Genomic DNA, 13,756 nt, shown 5'->3' on the forward strand with positions numbered 1-13,756 from the left:
GAAACGGCGGGCCACTCGCGCGTGACGGGGGATCAGCCCTTGCGGTGCCGGCCGTTGCCGGTCGCCTCGGCCGGGGCCTGCTCGGCGGTGGCAACGCCCGCCTTCTTCTTCTTGCGCTCGCGCCAGACCTCGATGAAGACCGGGGAGAGCGAGACCAGGATGATCAGCAGCATCGCCGGGATCAGGTACTTGTCGATCACGGGCGCCAGCTGGTCACCGGTGAAGTAGCCGATCAGCAGCATGGACTCGGTCCACAGCAGGCCGCCGATCACGTTCCAGACGAAGAAGGTCTTGGCCGGCATCTCCAGCACGCCCGCGACCGGGTTGAGGAAGGTCCGCACGATCGGGATGAAGCGGGCCAGCACCACGGCCTTGGCCGGGCCGAACTTGTCGAAGTACTCCTCGGCCTTCACCACGAACTCGCGGCGGAAGATCTTCGAGTCCGGCTTGTCGAACATCTTGGGCCCGACCTTGACCCCGAACAGGTGCCCCAGCTGGGCCCCGGCGATGGCACAGAGCGGGGCACCGATCAGCAGGGCCGCGATCGACATCTGCGCCCCCTCCCCGAGCACCTTCTCGGCGGCGCTGGAGGCGGCCACGCCGGCCAGGATGAGCAGCGAGTCGCCCGGGAAGAAGAACCCGACCAGCAGGCCGGTCTCGGCGAAGATGATCGCCAGGATGCCGATCACACCGACCGATGCGACGAGCGATTTGGCGTCGAGCAGATTGACGGCGAGCTGGTTGTAGTCCACGGGCGCAGGATAGCGCCCCGCCCTTACGGGGGGCTGAAGGTCCCTCCCGCCCCGGGGACCTCCGACCCCTCTCCCGACACCGTCCGTCCCAACCAGCGGGCCCATGGGTGTCTCCGGGGGTCGAGTCTGGGAAGATGGCACAGGTGTCCGGCCCGCGGTCGCACCCACCCTCAGTGCACACCGCGACGGACTCCGTCGAACCGGGGTACCGGAGCCGCACCGCAGAGCCGCGACGGCAGCCGGCACCGCGCGTCGTACCGAAGGCGTACCGAGCGTCGGACAGGTCGTCCGTACGCCGAGCACCGACAGGAGCGAATTCGCATGCCCATCGCAACTCCCGAGGTCTACAACGAGATGCTCGACCGGGCCAAGGCGGGCAAGTTCGCCTACCCGGCCATCAACGTCACCTCGTCGCAGACGCTGCACGCCGCCCTGCGCGGCTTCGCCGAGGCCGAGAGCGACGGCATCATCCAGATCTCGACCGGTGGCGCGGAGTTCCTCGGCGGCCAGCACAACAAGGACATGGTCACCGGCGCGGTCGCGCTGGCCGAGTTCGCCCACATCGTGGCGGCCAAGTACGACATCACCGTCGCGCTGCACACCGACCACTGCCCCAAGGACAAGCTGGACGCCTACGTCCGCCCGCTGATCGCGGTCTCCGCCGAGCGCGTGGCCCAGGGCCGCAACCCGCTCTTCCAGTCGCACATGTGGGACGGCTCGGCCGAGACCCTGGCCGACAACCTGGCCATCGGCCAGGAGCTGCTGGCCCAGGCCGCCGCCGCGAAGATCATCCTCGAGGTCGAGATCACCCCGACCGGCGGCGAGGAGGACGGCGTCACCCACGAGATCAACGACGAGCTCTACACCACGGTGAACGACGCCGTCCGCACCGCCGAGGCGCTCGGCCTGGGCGAGAAGGGCCGCTACCTGCTGGCCGCCTCGTTCGGCAACGTGCACGGCGTCTACAAGCCGGGCAACGTGGTGCTGAAGCCGGAGCTCCTGCGCGACCTGCAGGACGAGATCGGCAAGCAGTACGGCAAGCAGGACCCGTTCGACTTCGTCTTCCACGGCGGCTCCGGCTCCACCGCCGAGGAGATCGCCACCGCGCTGGAGAACGGCGTCGTGAAGATGAACCTCGACACCGACACCCAGTACGCCTTCACCCGCCCGGTGGTGGCGCACATGTTCAGCAACTACGACGGTGTGCTGAAGGTCGACGGCGAGGTCGGCAAGAAGAACACCTACGACCCGCGCACCTGGGGCAAGCTGGCCGAGGCCGGCATGGCCGCCCGCGTGCTCGAGGCCGCGCAGCAGCTGCGCTCGGCCGGCAAGCGCATCAAGTAAGGCGCACCGGAACGACGGAGCCCCGGCCCTCCACGGGCCGGGGCTCCTGCGCGTCCTACGACCACCGCGTCGGCAGGACTACTGCTTCAGCTCGGCGTAGGCCTCGGCGCTGCTGTCCTTGAGGAACTGCCAGCAGCGCTCGGCCTCCTCGGTCTCCTTGATCGACTCGGCGGCCCGGGCCAGCGCGGCCAGGCAGCGCAGGAAGCCCCGGTTGCCCCGGTGCTCCCACGGCACCGGGCCGTGGCCCTTCCAGCCCGCCCGCCGCAGCGAGTCCAGCCCGCGGTGGTAGCCGGTGCGGGCGTAGGCGTAGGACTCGACCACGCGGCCGGCGTCGTAGGCGTCGTCGGCCAGCATCGCCCAGGCCAGCGAGAAGGTCGGGAACGCGGCCGCCACCTGGGTCGGCGAGGCCGACTCCTCGCCCAGCATCCGGTAGGGCTGCTCGTCCTCGGTCAGCCTGGTCGGTTCGGGGCCTCCGAGGAGGTTCTGGTGAATACTCATGCCTGCCAGTCTGCCCGTTCGGCGGTACGGCTGTCGCCTCCCTCCCGGCTTCCCCACGGGTTCTGCCCGGGGCACCGCCGCCCGGGCACCACCGCCCGCCCCCGGCGGCACTCCGGTCGCGGGGAACCGCACCCGCGACGGGTATCGTCCTGAACGACAGTGCGACGAGTCCTGCCAGGCGACCAGAGAGCATCCGCAGTGCGATCCAACCCCAGGAGCACCCCGGCCCCCCGCGCACGGCGCGCGGGTGCCCCCGCACCGAGCCGACGGCGGGCCGCCGCCGCGCGGCGCCGGCAGCAGGCGGCCCGGCGGCGGCTGGTGCTGCTGGTGGGGCTGACCGGGGCGCTGGCCGTGCTCGGGATCGCCGCGTTCGACCTCGTCGGCTCCGACGGCGGGCCCTCCGCGCCCGCCACCACCCAGGCCCGGGCCGTCCCGGCCGCCGAGGGCTCCCCGGCCGCCCAGCCGCCCGCCCCCGCGCCCTCGCCCTCACCCACGCCCAGCCCCACCCCGACCGCGGTGGTCGAGAAGGGCAAGGGCACCTTCAGCACGGTGCGCGCCAACGGCCCGGTGGTCGGCAAGGGCGCGACCCTGCGCAAGTACAAGGTGGAGGTGGAGGACGGCATCGGCATCGACGCCGCCACCGCCACCGACCAGGTGCAGAAGATCCTGGCCGACAAGCGCGGCTGGACCGCCGACGGCAAGCACTCCTTCCAGCTGGTCGCCTCCGGCGCGGCCGACTTCGCGGTGAAGATCGCCTCCCCCGGCACCGTGGACGCGGTCTGCGCCAAGGCCGGCCTCGACACCGGCGGCGAGGTGAACTGCAACGTCGGCGGCGCCGTCATGGTCAACACCAAGCGCTGGACGGCCGGCTCCCCGCAGTTCAGCGGCCCGATCGAGGAGTACCGGGCCCTGATCGTCAACCACGAGGTCGGCCACTTCATCGGCCACGGCCACGAGGGCTGCTCCGGCGCCGGGAAGCCGGCCCCGGCGATGATGCAGCAGATCTACGGCCTGGAGGGCTGCGTCTCCAACGCCTGGCCGTACGGGGCGGACGGCAAGTACATCTCGGGCCCGCCCCGCAAGTGAGCTGACGCCGCCTCAGGCCGGGGGCACCGCCTCAGACCGGGGGCGCCGCCTCAGCCCAGCACCGGGAGGTACGCCGAGAGGTCGCTGCGCTCGCCGCTGGCGGTCAGCTCGGCGGCGCCCTCGGCCTCGGCCCAGGAGGTGCGGCCGGTGGCCAGCCGGATCCAGGTGAGCGGGTCGGTCTCGACCACGTTGGGCGGGGTGCCGCGGGTGTGGCGGGGGCCCTCGACGGCCTGGACGACGGCGAACGGCGGGATCCGCAGCTCGACCGCGCCGCCGGGCACCCGGTGGGCGAGGGCGTCGGCCAGCAGGCGGGTGACGGCGGCCAGCGCCTGCCGGTCGTGCGGGAAGGCGGGCAGCTCCAGCACGGCCGCCAGGTCGTCCGCGTGCACGACGGTCTCGACCAGCCGGGTGACCAGGAAGTCGGTGACCAGGATCGGGCCGAAGCGGATCACGAAGCGGCGGGCCGGGTCGGCCGCCTCGGGCCGGTCCAGGGTGGCGAGCAGCAGGTCGCAGGCGGCGTCGAACTCCTTGGCCACCTCGGCCGGGGAGCCCGCGAAGGCGCCCTCGGCGTGCTCGATCACGGCGGCCGAGATGGCCTCCGCGGCGGTCCTGGTCAGGCCGGGCCACTCGACCAGCGGGATGGCGGCCCCGGCGGGCACCGGCTCGTCCAGGTGGTGGGGCAGCCAGTCCAGGCAGAAGCCCAGGTGGGCGACGAGCTGGCGGACGTTCCACTCCCCCAGCCGGGTCGGCCGGGCCAGCAGCTCCTCGGCGTGCGGCCGGGCGCACAGCTCGCGGACGGCGGCGCGCAGCGCCTCGGTCTGCCCGGCCAGCGCGGCCCGCACCTTGGCGGGGTCGTAACTGCGGGCCTTCTTCGCGGAGTTCGCCATTGCGCGAGCGTACAGCGAAGGGGCGGCCCGACCGGGCCGCCCCTTCACCAGGTGAGACGCCGTCAGGCGAGCAGCGCCTCGATCACACCGGTGTGCGCGTCCTTCAGCTCGGCCAGCGAGACCTCGAACTGGCCCTGGACCTCCAGGACGTCACCGTCCACCACGCCGATCCGGGTGGCGGGCAGGCCACGGGCGCCGCACATGTCGTTGAACCGGAGCTCCTCGCTGCGCGGCACGGCGACCACGGCGCGGCCGGCGGACTCGGAGAACAGGAACACGAACGGGTCCATGCCCTCGGGGACCACGACGCGCGCGCCGTTGCCGCCCTTGAGGCAGCTCTCCACCAGGGCCTGGCCCAGGCCGCCGTCGGAGAGGTCGTGGGCCGCGTCGACCATGCCGTCCCGGGAGGCGGCGATCAGGATCTCGCCGAGCAGGCGCTCGCGCTCCAGGTCCAGCTTGGGCGGCAGGCCGCCGAGGTGGCCGTGCACGACCTCGGTCCAGGCCGAGCCGCCGAGCTCGTCCTCGGTGTCGCCGAGCAGGTAGAGCAGCTGCCCCTGCTCGCCGAAGCCGATGGGCGTGCGGCGGGTGACGTCGTCGATGACGCCGAGCACCGCGACCACGGGGGTCGGGTGGATGGCGACCTCGCCGGTCTGGTTGTACAGCGAGACGTTGCCGCCGGTGACCGGGGTGCCGAGCACCAGGCAGGCGTCGGCCAGGCCACGGGTCGCCTCGGCGAACTGCCACATCACGTCCGGGTCCTCGGGGGAGCCGAAGTTGAGGCAGTCGGAGACGGCGAGCGGCTTGGCACCGCCGGCCGCGACGTTGCGGTACGCCTCGGCCAGGGCCAACTGGGCACCGGTGTACGGGTCCAGCTTGGCGAAGCGGCCGTTGCCGTCGGTGGCGACCGAGACGCCGAGGTTGGTCTCGTCGTCGATCCGGATCATGCCGGAGTCCTCGCCGTGCGAGAGCACGGTGTTGCCGAGCACGTAGCGGTCGTACTGGTCGGTGATCCAGGACTTGGAGGCCTGGTTCGGCGACGAGGCCACGGCCAGCAGGGCCGCCTTGAGCTCCGCGCCGTTGGCCGGGCGGGCCAGCCGCTCGGCGGTCGGCGCGTCGGCCTGCAGCGCGTCCTGCCAACTCGGCCGCGCGAACGGGCGGTTGTAGGTCGGGCCGTCGTGCGCGACGGAGCGCGGCGGCACGTCCACGACCTGCTCGCCGTGCCAGAAGATCTCCAGGCGCTCGCCCTCGGTCACCTCACCGATGACGGTGGCGATGACGTCCCACTTCTCGCAGATCTCCAGGAAGCGGGCGACCTTCTCGGGCTCGACGATGGCGCACATGCGCTCCTGCGACTCGCTCATGAGGATCTCCTCCGGCGAGAGCGTGTTGTCGCGCAGCGGCACGGTGTCCAGCTCGATCCGCATGCCGCCGGAGCCGGCCGAGGCCAACTCCGAGGTGGCGCAGGAGAGTCCGGCGCCGCCGAGGTCCTGGATGCCGAGCACCAGCTTCTCGGCGAAGATCTCCAGGGTGCACTCGATGAGGAGCTTCTCCTGGAACGGGTCGCCGACCTGGACGGCGGGCCGCTTGGTGGGCTTGGTGTCGTCGAAGGTCTCGGACGCGAGGACCGAGACGCCGCCGATGCCGTCGCCGCCGGTGCGGGCTCCGTACAGGATGACCTTGTTGCCGGCGCCGCTGGCCTGCGCGAGGTGGATGTCCTCGTGCTTCATCACGCCCACGCAGAGCGCGTTGACCAGCGGGTTGCCCTGGTAGCAGGAGTCGAAGACGACCTCGCCGCCGATGTTCGGCAGGCCCAGGCAGTTGCCGTAGCCGCCGATGCCCGCGACGATCCCGGGCAGCACGCGCCGGGTGTCCGGGTGGTCGGCCGCACCGAAGCGCAGCGGGTCCATCACGGCGACCGGGCGGGCGCCCATCGCCAGGATGTCGCGGACGATGCCGCCGATGCCGGTGGCCGCGCCCTGGTAGGGCTCGATGTACGAGGGGTGGTTGTGCGACTCGACCTTGAAGGTCACCGCGTAGCCCTGGCCCACGTCGACCACACCGGCGTTCTCGCCGATGCCGACCAGCATCGCGTCGCTGTCCGGCTTCTTCTCGCCGAACTGCTTGAGGTGCACCTTGGAGCTCTTGTAGGAGCAGTGCTCGGACCACATGACCGAGTACATCGCCAGCTCGGCGCCGGTGGGACGGCGGCCGAGGATCTCCCGGATCTTGGCGTACTCGTCTTCCTTGAGCCCGAGTTCGGCCCAGGGCTGCGCGGAGTCCGGGGTCTGCTCGGCGTTCTTGACGGTGTCGAGGGACATCAGGCGTTCACCAGCTGCTTCAGGACGGAGGTGAAGAAGCCCAGGCCCTCGGTGGTCGGGCCCGTGAGCGGCTCCACGGCGTGCTCGGGGTGCGGCATCAGGCCGACGACATTGCCCGCCGCGTTGGTGATGCCGGCGATGTCGCGGTACGAACCGTTCGGGTTCAGGTCCAAGTACCGTGCCACGACGCGGCCTTCGGCCTCCAGCTGGTCCAGCACGCGCTCCTCGGCGACGAACCGGCCCTCGCCGTTCTTGAGCGGCACGACGATTTCCTGGCCCTCGGAGTAATCCTTGGTCCAGGCCGTCCCGGCGTTCTCGATCCGGAGCTTCTGGTCGCGGCAGATGAAGTGCAGCGAGTCGTTCCGGGTGAGCGCACCGGGCAGCAGGTGCGATTCGCAGAGCACCTGGAAGCCGTTGCAGATACCGAGGACCGGCATTCCCAGCTTGGCCTGCTCGATGATGCTGTCCATCACCGGGGAGAAGCGGGAGATGGCGCCGCAGCGCAGATAGTCACCGTAGGAGAATCCGCCCGGCAGGACGACGGCGTCGACCTGGTGGAGATCCTTGTCACGGTGCCAGAGGGCGACCGGCTCGGCGCCGGCCAGGCGGACCGCGCGCTGCGCGTCGCGGTCGTCGAGCGAGCCCGGGAAAGTGACGACGCCAACGCGGGTGGTCACTTGCCCTCCTCCTCGATCCGGACGGTGAAGTCCTCGATCACGGTGTTCGCGAGGAAGGTCTCGGCGGCTTCGCGGATCTTGGCGAGCGCGGCCTCGTCGACCGGACCCTCCAGCTCCAGTTCGAAACGCTTGCCCTGACGGACATCGGCGATCCCGGCGAATCCGAGCCGGGGCAGTGCACGCTGCACCGCCTGGCCCTGGGGGTCGAGGATCTCGGGCTTGAGCATGACGTCGACTACGACGCGAGCCACTGGCACTCCCGTTGGTGTGGTGCGTGAGGCGGGGGACCTCCAGACTACCGGGGCATTCGGGCGTGTTTGCGGGCCGGTCGGAGCGACGCGCGTAGACATACGCCCCTTACGCCACAAGGGTTCCAGGGCTCTCCACCGTCCCCGCCCTGTCCCTTTTCGGCCGTTATCGCGGCCCCTTGCGGACCGTCCGAATACCGGCACTACGGGACAGAACGACCAGCGCGATCCTCCGCTATCCCCGGTCCGACGAAGTCTCGTGAATATCCGGAAAAAGAAAGCGCAGCCCTTCGATTTCCCTCGCCTTTGGGTGCAGAATAGGGCCCACCGGTGACGGCGGGCGCTGCACATCAGCGCGGGTTCCTGCCTGCCCGGACGCGCTCGCGAATTGCCCGAGAGGATTGACACCCATGGCTCAGCGTGTAGTCGTCACGCTCTCCGACGACCTGGACGGCGGCGCCGCCGCGGAGACCGTCCACTTCGGTGTCGACGGGAAGTCGTACGAGATCGACCTGTCGCAGGACAACGCGGAGAAGCTCCGTGAGGCGCTCGCCCCGTTCGTCGCGGCGGGCCGTCGCCAGAGCCGCGCCGGAAAGTCCTTCCGCCGCACCGCTCTCACCCCGGACCCGGCCGCCGTGCGCGCCTGGGCGCAGTCCCGCGGCATGGACCTGCCCGCCCGCGGACGCATCCCCAAGAACGTCTACGAGCAGTTCGCCGAGAACAACTGACCTGCGGCGAAGGCCCCGTCGCCCCACTCCGACCGCCCCGGCGGAAAGGGTGGGGCGACCACTCCTTCCGATGGGGTAGAGTTCTTCCTGTCGCCGCAACCGGAGGGATCCGGAGAGGCGGCTGGTGGCCTGACGGACACCATGCGGACGTGGCTCAGTTGGTAGAGCATCACCTTGCCAAGGTGAGGGTCGCGAGTTCGAATCTCGTCGTCCGCTCGCAGTAAGCAGTACGGCAGTACCGCAGTACAACCGAAGATCGTGCGGACGTGGCTCAGTTGGTAGAGCATCACCTTGCCAAGGTGAGGGTCGCGAGTTCGAATCTCGTCGTCCGCTCAGTGTGAAGGGCCCCTCGGAAGAGGGGCCCTTCGTCGTTCCCGCACCTCTTCCTCCCGCTCGCCGATGACATTTGTCATCGGCGACCCGTGCGGACGCGGCACCGACCGGTGACGCCGCGCACTGCCCGCGGGCCCCGGCCGCCGGGAGGCTTGAGGGCATGGACACCAGCCACCGCGAGCCGCCCGCCATCGAGGCCACCGGCCTGCACCGCCACTACGGACCCGCCGGGGACGCCGGCTTCGACGCCGTCCGGGGCCTGGACCTCACGGTCCGCCGGGGCGAGGTCTTCGCCCTGCTCGGCACCAACGGGGCGGGCAAGACCTCCACCATGGAGCTGCTCGAAGGCCTGGCCGCCCCGACGGGGGGTCAGGTCCGGGTGCTGGGCGACGACCCGTACCGGGAGCGGGCCCTGGTGCGGCCGAGGATCGGCATCATGCTCCAGGAGGGCGGCTTCCCCGCCGAGCTCACGGTGGCCGAGACCGGCCGGGCCTGGGCCGGGATGACCAGCGGGGCCCGGCCGGTGGACGAGGTGCTGGAGCTGGTCGGGCTGGTCCACCGGCGCACCGTGCGGGTCAAGCAGCTCTCCGGCGGCGAGCGCCGCCGGCTCGACCTGGCGCTGGCCCTGCTCGGCAGCCCCGAGGTGCTGTTCCTGGACGAGCCCAGCACCGGGCTGGACCCGGAGGCCCGGGCCGGGGTCTGGCGGCTGGTCCGCGAGCTGCGGGCGCAGGGCACCACGGTGCTGCTCACCACGCACTACCTGGAGGAGGCCGAGGAGCTGGCCGACCGGCTGGCCATCATGCACGCCGGACGGATCGTCACCCGGGGCACCGTGGCCGAGGTGATCGCCGGGCGGCCGTCCCGGATCACCTTCGAACTCCCCGGGCGGGAAGGCCAGTTCGAGGGCCTGACGCTGCCCCAGCTGGCCGGGGCCGAGCTGCTGACCGAGGGCCGCCGGATCACCGTGCAGACCCCGCACCTCCAGGCCACCCTGACCGAACTGCTCGGCTGGGCCGCCCGGCACGAGGTGCCGCTGGCCGGGCTGGACGCCCGCAGCGCCTCGCTGGAGGAGGCCTTCCTGGCCATCGCCTCCGGCGCCGCCACCACCGACTCCCCCGCCGAGACCGTCCTGACCGGAGCCGACCGATGACCGCCGCCACCACTTCCACCGCCGTCTCCACCACCGCGACCAGGCTGCTGGCCCTGGGCCGGGCCGAGACCACCCTGCTGCTGCGCAACCGCACCGCGCTGTTCACCGCGCTGGCCCTGCCCCCGCTGATGGCCGTCGCGCTGAGCGAGCCGATCCGGCAGCAGGGCGCGGACACCCCCGGCCTGTCCGCCTCCGCCCTGGTGGTCACCGCACTGCTCGGGATGCTCCCGCTGTTCGTCGTCTACTACAACCTGACCTCGGCCTACGTGGCCCGGCGCGGCGAGCTGGTGCTCAAGCGGATGCGCACCGGCGAGGCCCGGGACGCCGAACTGCTCGGCGGCATGGCGCTGCCGTCCGTGCTGCTCTCGCTGACCCTCGGCGTGGTGCTCTGCGTGGCCGCGGCCTTCCTGATGGACCTGCCCGCCCCCTCCGACCCGGCCCGGGTGGTGCTCGGGATGCTGCTCGGCCTGGCCGTGCTGGTGCCGCTGGCCGCGCTGTCCAGCGTCATCACCAAGACCGTGGAGAGCGCCGGGCTGACCACCCTCCCCCTGCTGCTGATCAGTCAGTTCGGCTCCGGGATGATCTTCCCGTTGGACGCGATGCCGGACCAGCTGGCCGCGGTCTGCCGCCTGCTGCCGACCACGCCGGCCGTCCAGCTGCTGCGCGACGGCTGGACCGGTGCGACCGGCTGGGGCGAAGCCCTGCCGCAGCTCGGGCTGGCCGCGGCCTGGACCGTGCTGGCCGGCTGGGCCGCGCTGCGCTGGTTCCGCTGGGAGCCCCGGCGCTGAGGCCGGGGAGGCCTGATAGGAATTCGGTACCGAACGCACCGGAGGAGGGACCGTGGAACTGCGCCGACCGCTGCGCCGCTGGCGCGCGCTGGGCAAGCCGCAGCGCACCGAGCTGTACGTCCGCTGGTCCTGCTACTTCGCGCTGTCGGCCCAGCCGTTCGCGGTGCTGGGCGCGGTGGGCGGCGGGGCGACGGGCATGCCGGTGCTGACGCTCCGTCTGCTGCTGCTGGCGATGCTGGCCGGCACGGTGCTCTCGGTCCTGCTGTTCCGCACCGGACTGGCCCACTACCTGGGCCGCCGGAGCCTGCCGACCGGCCTGCTGACCGCCGCCACCGTGCTCACCCTGGCCATGGTCTGGCTGCTCGCCCTGACCGCCGGCCCCGACCCGGACCGGGCGGCCGGGCTCGGCCCGGTGCTGGTGATGTTCTGGTACGCCCCGGTCGCGGTGGCCCTGCCGGTCCGCCGCGGCGCCGCGCTCTGTGCGGGGATGCTGCTCGGGGTGCTGGCCGCGCTGCTCGCCTCCGGCGCGCCGCTCGCCACCGGCCTCGGGGTCTGCACGGTGGTGCTGCTCGGCTGCGTGTTCTTCGGTGCCACCTGCCGCTCCTCGGCCTGGCTGGCCGGGGTGGTCTGGGAGTTGGACGGCGCCCGGGAGACCCAGGCCCGGCTGGCGGTGGCCGAGGAGCGGCTGCGGTTCTCCCGGGACCTGCACGACGTGCTGGGCCGCAACCTCACCACCATCGCGCTCAAGAGCGAGCTGGCCGCCCAACTCGCCCGCCGGGGGCGCCCGGAGGCGGCCGACCAGATGACCGAGGTGCAGCGGATCGCCCAGGAGTCCCAGCGCGAGGTGCGGGAGGTGGTCCGGGCCTACCGGAGCGCCGACCTGCACGCCGAGCTGACCGGGGCCCGCTCGGTGCTCCGGGCCGCCGACGTGGACTGCGCGGTGGACCTGGCCGGGGCCGAGCAACTCCCGGTCACCGCCCAGTCGGTGCTCGGCTGGGTGGTCCGCGAGGCCACCACCAACGTGCTCCGGCACAGCGAGGCCCGCCACTGCCGGATCCGGCTGCGGGTCGGCGGCGGCCAGGCACTGCTGGAGATGGCCAACGACGGGGTGCCCGAGCGGCCCGCCGGCGCCCCCGGCACCGGCCTCACCGGCCTGCGCGAGCGGCTCGCCGTGTACGGCGGGCAGCTGGCCACGCCCCCGGCCGACCCCGGCTGGTTCCGCCTCACCGTGGACCTGCCGCTGACCGCCCCCGCCCTCTCCCTGGAGACCACCGGATGACCGCGCCCGTACGACTCCTGCTCGCCGACGACGAGCACCTGATCCGGGGCGCGATGGCCGCCCTGCTGGCGCTGGAGGAGGACCTGACCGTGGTCGCCGAGGCCGCCTCGGGCCCGGAGGCGCTGGCGATGGCCAAGGCGCACCGCCCCGACGTCGCGGTGCTGGACCTGCAGATGCCCGGGATGGACGGGATCGAGGTGGCCACCGAGCTGCGCCGGGTGCTGCCCGAGTGCCGGACGATGATCGTCACCGGCCACGGCCGGCCCGGCTACCTGAAGCGGGCGCTGGAGGTCGGGGTGCGGGGCTTCCTGCCGAAGACCGTCTCGGCGGCCGACCTGGCCGGGATCATCCGCACCGTGGTGGCGGGCGGCCGGTACGTGGACCCGGAGCTGGCGGCCGACGCCATCGCGGCCGGGGAGAGCCCGCTCACCCCGCGCGAGACAGACGTGCTGGAGCTGGCCGCGCACGGCACCTCGGTCGCCGAGATCGCCGAGCGGGCCTCGCTCTCGGCCGGCACGGTGCGCAACTACCTCTCCTCGGCGGCCGGGAAGCTGGGCGCCGAGAACCGGCACGCGGCGGTCCGGATCGCCCGCGAGCACGGCTGGATCTGAGGGACCGTCACGCGGTCGGCGACACACGGACGGCCGGGGCCCCTCGGTGGGGCCCCGGCCGTCTCCGCGTCACTGCCAGGTGTTGCCGGTCAGGCGCTCGTACGCCTCGACGTACTTGGCCCGGGTGGTGGCCACGATCTCGGCGGGCAGCTCCGGCGGCGGCTGCTCGCTGCGGCGGTCCCAGCCGGAGGCCGGGGAGTCCAGCCAGTCCCGGATGAACTGCTTGTCGAAGGAGGGCTGGGCCCGGCCCGGCTGCCAGAGGTCGGCCGGCCAGTAGCGGGAGGAGTCCGGGGTGAGCACCTCGTCGCCGATCACCAGCTCGCCGTCGGCCAGGCCGAACTCGAACTTGGTGTCGGCCAGGATCAGGCCGCGCTCGCGGGCGATGTCCCGGGCCCGGGAGTAGACGGCCAGGGTGGTCTGACGGAGCGTCGCCGCCAGGTCCGCGCCGATCCGGCGGGCGGTCTCCTCGTAGGAGACGTTCTCGTCGTGCTCGCCGACCTCGGCCTTGAGGGCCGGGGTGTAGATCGGGGCGGGCAGCTCGGAGCCGTCCTCCAGGCCCTCCGGCAGGGCGATGCCGCAGACCGTGCGGTCCTCGCGGTACTCGACCAGGCCGGAGCCGGTCAGGTAGCCGCGGGCCACGCACTCCACCGGGGCCATCTCCAGCGCCCGGCAGATCAGGGTGCGGCCCTTCCAGTCGGCGGGGGCGCCGTCCGGGAGCTCGGTGGAGATGACGTGGTTGGGCACGATGTCGGCGATCCGCTCGAACCACCAGAGCGAGAGCTGGGTGAGGATCCGGCCCTTGTCCGGGATCTCGTTGGGCAGCACCCAGTCGAAGGCGGAGGTCCGGTCGCTGGCCACCATCACCAGGTCGCCGTTGGCGGCCCGGTAGAGGTCGCGCACCTTGCCGGTGTGCAGGTGTTCCAGACCAGGTACCTGGACCGGCTCGGGCTTGGTGACAAATCCGCTCAAGGTCGTCTCAGTCCTCGGGGGAAGGGGGTACTGGGCCTCGAGTCTTTCACGTGGGCGGCCGCGCTCAGTCGCGCGGGCCGCTCTGCTT

14 protein-coding genes and 2 tRNA genes are annotated in these 13,756 nt (G+C 72.3%); 9 read left to right on the forward strand and 7 right to left on the reverse strand.

The features are described 5' to 3' along the window. Positions 1-32: 32 nt before the first annotated feature. Positions 33-752, reverse strand: a complete 720-nt coding sequence (locus ABD946_RS36325; protein ID WP_345289969.1) for a DedA family protein — start codon at positions 750-752, stop codon at positions 33-35. A gap of 321 nt (positions 753-1,073) precedes the next feature. On the opposite strand from ABD946_RS36325, the gene fbaA reads away from it, so the two are divergent. Then, positions 1,074-2,096, forward strand: a complete 1,023-nt coding sequence (fbaA, locus tag ABD946_RS36330; protein WP_345289970.1) for a class II fructose-bisphosphate aldolase — start codon at positions 1,074-1,076, stop codon at positions 2,094-2,096. 78 nt (positions 2,097-2,174) lie between these two features. Here fbaA and ABD946_RS36335 read toward each other — a convergent pair whose 3' ends face one another. Further along, the gene (locus tag ABD946_RS36335; RefSeq protein WP_345289971.1) at positions 2,175-2,594 is read right to left on the reverse strand and encodes a DUF3151 domain-containing protein; all 420 of its coding nucleotides are present in this window, start codon (positions 2,592-2,594) and stop codon (positions 2,175-2,177) included. Positions 2,595-2,792: 198 nt separating this feature from the next. On the opposite strand from ABD946_RS36335, the gene ABD946_RS36340 reads away from it, so the two are divergent. Further along, positions 2,793-3,680, forward strand: coding sequence for a DUF3152 domain-containing protein (locus ABD946_RS36340; protein ID WP_345289972.1), 888 nt, complete (start codon positions 2,793-2,795; stop codon positions 3,678-3,680). Between the two features lie 50 nt (positions 3,681-3,730). Here ABD946_RS36340 and ABD946_RS36345 read toward each other — a convergent pair whose 3' ends face one another. From ABD946_RS36345 to purS, 4 genes are all read right to left on the reverse strand, one after another. Next, positions 3,731-4,567, reverse strand: a complete 837-nt coding sequence (locus tag ABD946_RS36345; protein WP_345289973.1) for a sterol carrier family protein — start codon at positions 4,565-4,567, stop codon at positions 3,731-3,733. 62 nt (positions 4,568-4,629) lie between these two features. After that, the gene (gene purL / locus ABD946_RS36350) at positions 4,630-6,885 is read right to left on the reverse strand and encodes a phosphoribosylformylglycinamidine synthase subunit PurL (RefSeq protein WP_345289974.1); all 2,256 of its coding nucleotides are present in this window, start codon (positions 6,883-6,885) and stop codon (positions 4,630-4,632) included. Further along, on the reverse strand, positions 6,885-7,562 hold the full coding sequence (gene purQ / locus ABD946_RS36355; protein WP_345289975.1) for a phosphoribosylformylglycinamidine synthase subunit PurQ: 678 nt from the start codon (positions 7,560-7,562) through the stop codon (positions 6,885-6,887). The genes purL and purQ overlap by 1 nt, the downstream gene beginning before the upstream one ends. Beyond that, complete coding sequence (gene purS, locus ABD946_RS36360; RefSeq protein ID WP_345289976.1) at positions 7,559-7,813, reverse strand: phosphoribosylformylglycinamidine synthase subunit PurS; 255 nt, start codon at positions 7,811-7,813, stop codon at positions 7,559-7,561. Before purS ends, purQ begins: the two co-directional genes overlap by 4 nt. A 407-nt stretch (positions 7,814-8,220) precedes the next feature. On the opposite strand from purS, the gene ABD946_RS36365 reads away from it, so the two are divergent. The 7 genes from ABD946_RS36365 (at position 8,221) to ABD946_RS36395 (ending at position 12,699) form a co-directional block, all read left to right on the forward strand. Then, a complete protein-coding gene (locus ABD946_RS36365) occupies positions 8,221-8,538 on the forward strand; it encodes a histone-like nucleoid-structuring protein Lsr2 (RefSeq protein WP_345289977.1) in 318 nt (105 codons plus the stop codon). Positions 8,539-8,681: 143 nt separating this feature from the next. After that, a tRNA-Gly gene (locus ABD946_RS36370) sits at positions 8,682-8,754 on the forward strand. 44 nt (positions 8,755-8,798) lie between these two features. Next, positions 8,799-8,871, forward strand: a tRNA-Gly gene (locus tag ABD946_RS36375). Positions 8,872-9,031: 160 nt separating this feature from the next. Further along, positions 9,032-10,021: an ABC transporter ATP-binding protein gene (locus tag ABD946_RS36380; protein ID WP_345289979.1), complete on the forward strand. Its 990-nt coding sequence runs from the start codon at positions 9,032-9,034 to the stop codon at positions 10,019-10,021. Continuing rightward, positions 10,018-10,809 carry an ABC transporter permease gene (locus ABD946_RS36385; RefSeq protein WP_345289980.1) on the forward strand — a complete coding sequence of 264 codons (792 nt, stop codon included), beginning with the start codon at positions 10,018-10,020 and terminating at the stop codon, positions 10,807-10,809. Before ABD946_RS36380 ends, ABD946_RS36385 begins: the two co-directional genes overlap by 4 nt. Before the next feature lie 52 nt (positions 10,810-10,861). Further along, positions 10,862-12,088, forward strand: coding sequence for a sensor histidine kinase (locus ABD946_RS36390; protein ID WP_345289981.1), 1,227 nt, complete (start codon positions 10,862-10,864; stop codon positions 12,086-12,088). Beyond that, positions 12,085-12,699 carry a response regulator gene (locus ABD946_RS36395; protein WP_345289982.1) on the forward strand — a complete coding sequence of 205 codons (615 nt, stop codon included), beginning with the start codon at positions 12,085-12,087 and terminating at the stop codon, positions 12,697-12,699. Before ABD946_RS36390 ends, ABD946_RS36395 begins: the two co-directional genes overlap by 4 nt. A 69-nt stretch (positions 12,700-12,768) precedes the next feature. Here ABD946_RS36395 and ABD946_RS36400 read toward each other — a convergent pair whose 3' ends face one another. After that, positions 12,769-13,668, reverse strand: coding sequence for a phosphoribosylaminoimidazolesuccinocarboxamide synthase (locus ABD946_RS36400; RefSeq protein WP_345289983.1), 900 nt, complete (start codon positions 13,666-13,668; stop codon positions 12,769-12,771). Between the last annotated feature and the right edge of the window lie 88 nt (positions 13,669-13,756).

Source organism: Kitasatospora albolonga (assembly GCF_039535905.1).
Taxonomy (GTDB): domain Bacteria; phylum Actinomycetota; class Actinomycetes; order Streptomycetales; family Streptomycetaceae; genus Kitasatospora; species Kitasatospora albolonga.